The organism is Stutzerimonas stutzeri KOS6, from assembly GCF_000307775.2.
Taxonomy (GTDB): domain Bacteria; phylum Pseudomonadota; class Gammaproteobacteria; order Pseudomonadales; family Pseudomonadaceae; genus Stutzerimonas; species Stutzerimonas stutzeri_B.
In genome coordinates this window covers 614,557-622,062 of the sequence record NZ_KK020675.1, presented here as the reverse complement: position 1 = coordinate 622,062, position 7,506 = coordinate 614,557, and the positions used below count along the sequence as shown (strand labels likewise).

General features: G+C 66.3%; 5 protein-coding genes. 2 read left to right on the top strand and 3 right to left on the bottom strand.

Annotated elements, in window-relative coordinates:
- Positions 1-81: 81 nt before the first annotated feature.
- Together B597_RS26865 and B597_RS26860 are read right to left on the bottom strand one after the other, a co-directional pair.
- Positions 82-1,008, bottom strand: coding sequence for an alpha/beta hydrolase (locus tag B597_RS26865; protein ID WP_003292975.1), 927 nt, complete (start codon positions 1,006-1,008; stop codon positions 82-84).
- 110 nt (positions 1,009-1,118) lie between these two features.
- Positions 1,119-2,345 carry an MFS transporter gene (locus B597_RS26860; RefSeq protein ID WP_003292977.1) on the bottom strand — a complete coding sequence of 409 codons (1,227 nt, stop codon included), beginning with the start codon at positions 2,343-2,345 and terminating at the stop codon, positions 1,119-1,121.
- A gap of 352 nt (positions 2,346-2,697) precedes the next feature.
- On the opposite strand from B597_RS26860, the gene B597_RS26855 reads away from it, so the two are divergent.
- Complete coding sequence (locus B597_RS26855; RefSeq protein WP_003292979.1) at positions 2,698-4,719, top strand: methyl-accepting chemotaxis protein; 2,022 nt, start codon at positions 2,698-2,700, stop codon at positions 4,717-4,719.
- A gap of 32 nt (positions 4,720-4,751) precedes the next feature.
- Here the strand turns inward: B597_RS26855 and B597_RS26850 are convergent, their stop codons facing one another.
- A complete protein-coding gene (locus B597_RS26850; protein WP_003292980.1) occupies positions 4,752-6,584 on the bottom strand; it encodes an SLC13 family permease in 1,833 nt (610 codons plus the stop codon).
- Positions 6,585-6,934: 350 nt separating this feature from the next.
- Between B597_RS26850 and B597_RS26845 the strand changes: the two genes are divergently transcribed.
- Positions 6,935-7,411 carry a GreA/GreB family elongation factor gene (locus B597_RS26845; RefSeq protein ID WP_024161663.1) on the top strand — a complete coding sequence of 159 codons (477 nt, stop codon included), beginning with the start codon at positions 6,935-6,937 and terminating at the stop codon, positions 7,409-7,411.
- Positions 7,412-7,506 lie beyond the last annotated feature (95 nt).

Sequence of the window (7,506 nt, the reverse complement as noted above, 5' to 3'; positions counted from 1 at the left end):
GGGCTGGTGGGCTGAAGCCCACCCTACGGCGAGGTTCGTGTTGGGCGCTGACGGTCAGGCGCTGTGCCCTTGCTGCCGAGGCTAACCGCGCCTGGAGACTTCCACGGGCCGCTGCGGGGCGGGCTCCAGCAATGCCTGCAGCGCCTGGGCGTAAGCAGCGAGCGCCACGCGCAGGCTGTTGTTGTGCGTGGCGCCCTCGACCAGCAGCAATTGTTTGGGCTGGCGCGCGGCCTGATACAGCTGCTCGCTGAAGCGGGGCGGCACATAGCGGTCATCGGTGCCGTGCACCACCAGCAGCGGCATGCCGATCCGGTTGATCTTCTCCAGCGAATCGAATTTCTGCGACAGCAGCCAGCGTATTGGCAGCGTGGTGTCGGACACCGCCATCGCCACGTCAGCCAATGAGGTGAAGGTCGACTCGATGATCAGCGCGCGGGCCTCGGCCGGTGCATTGTCGCGTTCGGCCTGCTGGCCGAGTTCGGCGGCCAGGTCGACGGCCACCGCGCCGCCGAGCGAATGCCCGTAGATGAAACGCTTGCTGGCGTCCGGCTGCAGTGCCTTCAGGCGCTCCCAGCCGATGCGCGCGTCGGCATAGACGCTGCGCTCCGACGGCAGCTCGCCGAGGCTCTTGCCGAAGCCGCGGTAGTCGATGGCCAGCACCGAAAAGCCCAGCGCACGCAGTTGCTCCAAGCGGAACAGATGGCCGGTGAGGTTCCAGCGCACACCGTGCAGGTAGAGCAGCGCGGGTGCGTCGGCATCGGCAGCCGGCCACCACCAGGCATGAATGTTCTGCTCGTCGCCGAAGGCTGAATCGGTCAGCTGCAGCTCCTCGACGCCGCGCGGCAGCCCGCTGAACCAGGACGCGGTGCCCGGTTCGATACGAAACACCAGCTCGCGCTCCTTCTGCTCGAGCACCGAGCAGCCGACCGGCAGGCCAACGGCGAAAACGGTCATCAGCAGCAGGCCGAAGCGCCGGGCTCTGCTGCGCCACAGGAAGAAATGCTGCAAGCTCAGGACCTCGAAATCAGGAGTCGTAGATGGAACCCGCTTGCCGAACGATCTGCAAGGTGGCTCCTCGCTGCACTGATTACCGCATGTTGCGCGCCATCGTCGCAGGCTCAGGAACAGCAGGCCGCGCGTCGGGCATCGGCGTCTTCTTCGGCGCGCTGCACTTTCCAGGCCCAGGCGAACACCAGCAGGCCGCCAACGGCGGTGGCGGCGCCGATATAGCCGGTCGAGGTCCAGCCGAAACCGGCAGTGATCGCCAACCCGCCCAGCCACGGACCAAGGGCATTGGCGATGTTGAAGGCGGCGTGATTGGAGGCCGCGGCCAGGGTCTGGGCATCCGCCGCGACATCCATCAGATGGGTCTGCAGCGCCGGTGACAGCGAGACCATGGTGCCCACCGCGAACACTGCCGGAAAGATCGTCCACGCCGAATGCGCCGCCAGCGGAAACATCAGCAGCACCAGTGCGCTCCACAGCAGCAGCCAGGCGACCGCCTGGAAGCGCAGGCGATCGAACAGCCAGCCACCGACCATGTTGCCGACGATGCCGCCGAGGCCGAACGCGGCGAGGGCGAAGGGGATCCAGCCGGCATTGACGCCGGTGACTTCCAGCAGCGTCGGTGCCATGTAGCTGAACACGCAGAACATGCCGGCAAAACCGATCGAGCTGATCGCCAGCGCCAGCCAGACCTGCGGCCGGTTGAAGGCGCGTATCTCATGCAGCGGACTGTTGCGCTGCTCGTCGCGGTTCAACGGCAGGAACAGTGCCACGAGCAGAACCGTCAGCAGGGCGATGCCGCCGACCAGGGCGAAGGCATAGCGCCAGCTCAGCCATTGCCCGAGCCAGGTCGCCAGCGGATTGCCGATCAGGATCGCCACCGTCAGCCCCATCAGCACGCGGGCCACCGCCTGGGCGCGCTTGTCCGCTGGCACCATGGAGGCAGCCACCAGCATCGCCACGCCGAAATAGGCGCCATGGGGCAGGCCGGTGACGAAGCGAATGGCCATCAGCGTCGTGTAGTCCGGCGCCAGGGCGCTGGCGAAATTGCCCAACGCGAAGAAGCCCATCAGCAACAGCAGCAGGTGCAGGCGATAAAGTCGCGAACCGAGGATCGCCAGCAGCGGCGCACCCACCACCACGCCCAAGGCGTAGGTGCTGATCACGTTGCCGACCTGTGGCTCGCTGATGCCCAGCCCTTCGGCCACGTTCGGCATCAGGCCCATGATGGCGAACTCGCCGGTGCCGATGGCGAAGCCGCCCATGGCCAGCGCCAGTTCGATCAACAGTACGGCACGGGCGGAAAGAGGCGGGTTCGCTGCGGTGGCTGGCGTCGTCATGGCTACCTCGTTGCTTCGACAGGGGCGGCATTATTCACGCTTATGGCCTTGGGTAAAGCCCTAGTGTCGGACAAGGAGATTACCGGGAGGGGAGTGCGCTCGCCCGGCTCGGAGGAACGGTATGGCCTGCATGCGGCGCAATAATCGAATGGACGGATGCCTGACGCCTGTTTTTCTGACACCCAATCTTGATTCTGGTCAGGGTTATCGCTGAGCCGGGTCCGTATTTTGCGAGGCAACTCCAGATCTTTCTGATGTAGCCGATAGTTCGGAAACACCAGGTTTCCAGCCTGGGGTGACACGACGTCGAACGGCTTCGTGCAGTGCCTCGTACCGTCCAGGAATGCCCTCCATGAAACTTATCTTTTCGCCTGCCGAGCTGCTGATGAACCGGCTCAGCTATCCGGTCAAGTTCGGCCTGATCGGCCTGCTCGTGTTTCTGGCCTTCGCCAGTTTGATGCTGACCATCGCCGGTCAGCTCAATCGCACCATCGAGCGCTCGGAGAACGAGCTGGTCGCCTCGGACCTGGCCCGGCCGCTATCCAGGCTGGTTGAGCTGTCGCAGCAGCATCGCGGCGTCTCCTCGATGCTGTTGGGCGGTAATACGACCGTAGCGGAGCGCCGCAGCACGCTGCAAGCCAGCGTCGATGCGGCCATGGCGGAGATGAACAGCAGTCTGGCCGAGGATAAGCGCAACCTGCGCCAGTGGCAGGACATCGCTCGTCGCTGGGACGAAATCAAGCGCGATGGCCTCAGCTGGCCGCAAGCGCAGAGCTTCCAGGCGCATACCGCGCTGATCGGCAGCCTGCTCGACTTCCAGATCCAGCTGTCGGACGCCTATGGCCTGACGTTCGACCCGGAACCGCAGACCTATTACCTGATGACCACCGCGGTGAGTCGCCTGCCGTTCCTGATCGAGCGTTTGGGCCGCCTGCGGGGCAGCGCATCCGCGGTGCTGGCCAGAGGCGAAATGAGCGATCAGCAGCGTACCGCGCTGATCGTGCTGACCGAGCAGATCAAATCGGCCACCGAGGACATGCAGCGCAGTATCGAAAAGGTCGTCGCCCAGCGTCCCGAACTGCAGCCGCAACTGAATCATGCGATGGCCGCGATGCTCGAGCGTGGTGAGGCGATCGATCAGGTGGTGCAGAACATGGTGGTGCGCGAAGACTTCACCAGCACCACCTCTGCGCAGTTCTTCGCCATGACCACCGAGGCGATCACCATCGGCTACACGCAAATGCGCGACGTGTTGTTGCCCAGCCTCGATCAGTTGCTGCAGCAGCGAATCGAAGACGCACGCCGGATGCTGTTCGGTAATCTGGCCGTGCTGGTGGTGGTGCTGGCGGTGCTTGGCTATCTGTCGATGGGCGCCTACCTGTCGGTGATGACCAGCATTCGCAGCCTGCGCAAGGGCAGCGAGCGGCTTGCGGCCGGCGATCTCACTGTCTGCATTCAGCTCGCCGCGCGTGACGAGCTGCGCTACGTGGCCGGCAGCTTCAACGACATGGCCGAGGCCATGCGCCGGTTGATCGGCAGCATCAAGGACAACTCCGATCATGTCGCCGATTCGGCACGCAGTCTGGTCACCGCATCGGGGCAGATCCATGTGGCGTCGCAGTGCCAGAGCGACGCGGCATCGAACATGGCCGCTGCCGTGGAACAGATGACCGTCGGTATCGAGAGCATCGCACGCAACGCCGGCGAGGCCGACTCACTGGCCCATCGTTCCGGCGAGTTGTCGCGCCAGGGGGGCGAGATCGTCGCCGCGGTGATCGATGAGATCAGCCAGATCGCCGTCTCGGTGAGTGACTCGGCGCGCACCGTGGCCGAGCTGGGCGAGCGCTCGGGGCAGATTACCGCCATCGTCGGGGTGATCGGCGATATCGCCGCGCAGACCAACCTGCTGGCGCTCAACGCAGCGATCGAGGCCGCTCGGGCCGGCGATCAGGGCCGCGGCTTCGCGGTGGTGGCCGACGAGGTGCGCAAGCTGGCCGAGCGTACCGCCAATTCCACCCAGGAGATCGCCCAGATGGTCGCGGCCATCCAGCAGGGTACCGAGGGTGCGGTGCAGGGCATGGAGCAGGGCGTGGCGAAGGTCAACGAAGGGGTCGCGCGCGCGCAACGTGCCGGCGAAGCCATGCATGGCATTCGCGAGGCGGCCGACCAGGTGTTGGCCACCGTTGCCGAGATTTCCCATGCCCTGCGCGAGCAGAGCACGGCCTCTGCCGAGATTGCCCAGCAGGTCACCACCATCGCTCGCATGGCCGAGGAGAACGGCGTGGCGGTGGGCAGCAACCATCACACCGCGAGCCGTCTGAGCGACCTGGCGGGTACCCTGCTGGACAACGTCAGTCGCTTCAAGGCGAACTGAGCGGCCAGCATGACGGCGCCGTCGGCCTTCGCTCAGAGCGGCCAGATCCACAGGATCGCCGGCACCGCGCAGAGCACCACCAGGATCGACAGCGGCAGCCCCAGCCGCCAGTAGTCGCCGAAGCGGTATCCGCCCGGTGCCATGACCAGCGTATTGGACTGGTGGCCGATGGGGGTGAGAAAGGCGCAGGAGGCGCCGATCGCCACCGCCATCAGGAACGGATCGACCGAGGCCTCCATCCCGCGTGCCAGGCTGATCGCGACCGGCGCGGCGAGCACGGCCGCTGCGGCGTTGTTGACCACGTTGGAGATCAGCATGACCGCCACCATCAGCAGCGCCAGCGTCGCGGCAGGCGGCATCGTTTGGCCGAGCACCAGCAGCGCCTCGGCGATCAGCCGTGAACCGCCTGTGGTTTCCAGCGCCTGGCCCACCGGCAGCATGGCGGCCACGAGCACGATCACCGGCATGTCGATGCTCTGGTAGATGCCGCCAAGCGGAATCAGCCCGACCAGGATCATCACCAGCGCCCCAGTGACTAGGGCGGTGGCCGCGGGCACCAGACCGAACGCGATACAGGCCAGGGTGATGGCGAAGATGGCACTGGCCAGCAGCACGTTGCGCGGGGTGGTGATGCTCAGCCCGCGAGAGGCCAGGGGCAGGCAGCCGAGGCTGTTGAGGCTCGCTTGCAGTGCATTCTCGCGAGCCTGCAGCAGCAGGATGTCGCCGGCGGCGAAGCTGATCTTGCCGAGCCGCTGGCGCAGCCGCTGCCCCTGGCGCGCGACGGCCAGCACGTTGACGCCATGCCGCTCGCGCAGGTCGAGGCCGCTGGCGCTGGTGCCCACCAGCATCGAGCCCGGGGAGACGATGGCTTCGGCCAGGGTCAGCTCGCCCTGCCGGTCCTTGTGGTTCTTTGCTGCTTTGTCTTGCTCGGCGGCCTGCTCGTCATGCGCCTGCTCGTCCTGCTCGTCGAGGTTGGCGGCCAGTTCGACGCCGGTTACGTCGAGCAGCGCCTTGAGACTGTCGGAGTCGGCCTCCACCAGCAAGATGTCGTCCTCGCGCAGCACCTCGTAGGTGGATGGCATGCGCTGGCGTTGTTCGCCGCGTATGAGAGCGATGACCTGGATGTCCGCCTCGTCCTTCACCGCGCTGATCAGCGCATGCAGCGTGCGTCCGGCGTACTTGCAGCCCTCGGGGACTCGGACCTCGGTTAGGTAGGCGCTGATCTCGAACAGGTCGCCGCTGCTGTCGCCTTCCTGTCGCCTGGGCACCAGCCGCCAGCCGAGCAGGGCGATGAACAGCACGCCGGCAATGGTCACCGCGGCGCCCACCGGCAGAAAGGCGAACATGCCGAACGGCGCTTCGCCGGCCTCGGCCCGGTAGCCGGCGATGATCAGGTTGGGTGGGGTGCCGATCAGCGTCAGGGTACCGCCGAGCAGCGAGCCGAATGCCAGCGGCATCAGCAGATAGGAAGGCGAGCGGCCGCTTTGCCGCGACATCCAGATGGCGACCGGCATGAACAGCGCAAGCGCGCCGACGTTGTTCATGAAGCCCGAACTCAGGGCGACGATGCCGGTCAGTGCGGCGACCTGAGCCCATTGCCGTTCGCCGACCTGCATCAGCCGGCGCGCCACGCTATCCACCACACCGGCGTTGAGCAGGCCGCGGCTGAGCACGAGCACCGCTGCCACCGAGATCACCGCGGGATGGGCAAGGCCGGCAAAGGCCTCCTCGGCCGGTACGACACCGGTCAGGGTGCAGGCGAGCAGCGCGCCGAGGGCCACCAGGTCGTAGCGCCAGCGATTCCAGACGAACAGTACGAGCGTTGCCGCCAGCACGCCAAAGACGATCAGTTGTTCGCCGGTCACGTTTTTTCTCCGATCCGCCCGCCAGGCAACCGCAGCGCGTCGGCGCCGCAGGTCGGGGCAGTAATGCCATTGGGAATGATGATGAGTGGTTGCGGTGCAGCGTTCCATGGCGAGGCGCCTGTCCTGGCTGACCGCTACCGCGCAAGGTCGGAGAGCTTATGGCAAAGATTCGCACCGCAGCGCAAGCCGGGCATACGACAATCCCCCGAATTACTTGTCATGCACCGAGCCCGTTTTCCTGCATTGTGCGATGGCTTCACCCTGGCCACTCAGCTGCGGCGGGTGGCCGGTGACGAACAACCCTGGCAATGCCATTCCCTTTGCCGCGCCGTCGGGCTATAAGCCTGCCCATGAACAAGAGCACCCTTCAGCAGCAAATCATCGCCGCCCTCGAAGCCGACCGCGAGGTTGCCAGGGCCGTGCTGGCCGCGACCCACGAGGCTGCCACCCATGCCGAAAGCAAGGCCGAGAACAAATACGATACCCGTGGGCTGGAGGCCGCCTACCTGGCCGACGGGCAGCGCCGGCGCCTGCACGAGATCGAGACAGCCCTTGCCGCCTACCGCAATCTGCAGCCAACCGCCTGCCAGGGGAGCAGCGTGCGGGTCGGCGCGCTGCTTTGCCTCGAGCATGACGGCCAGGAGCGCTGGTTCTTCCTTGGGCCCGATGCGGCCGGCCTGAAGCTGCAGCACGGGGGGCGCGAAATCCTGGTGATCTCGCCGCGCTCGCCGCTGGGGCAGGGCCTGCTGGGCCGCGAGGCGGGCGAGGAGGTGGCGATTCGGGTGAACGGCCTGGCGCAGGTATACGCGCTGCTTGAAGTGCAGTGATATCGCCAGGCTTGGCGGAGCATCGGGCAGGCCTGCGGCCTGCATCGCCGCGGGGGCGCGCCTCCCACGGGGTGGTGCGGGTGGCTGAGGTTTGT

Bases quoted from the DNA above. Each gene is read 5' to 3' on its own strand.
- B597_RS26860 (WP_003292977.1), bottom strand. From the start codon at position 2,345: ATGACGACGCCAGCCACCGCAGCGAACCCGCCTCTTTCCGCCCGTGCC.
- B597_RS26855 (WP_003292979.1), top strand. From the start codon at position 2,698: ATGAAACTTATCTTTTCGCCTGCCGAGCTGCTGATGAACCGGCTCAGC.
- B597_RS26845 (WP_024161663.1), top strand. From the start codon at position 6,935: ATGAACAAGAGCACCCTTCAGCAGCAAATCATCGCCGCCCTCGAAGCC.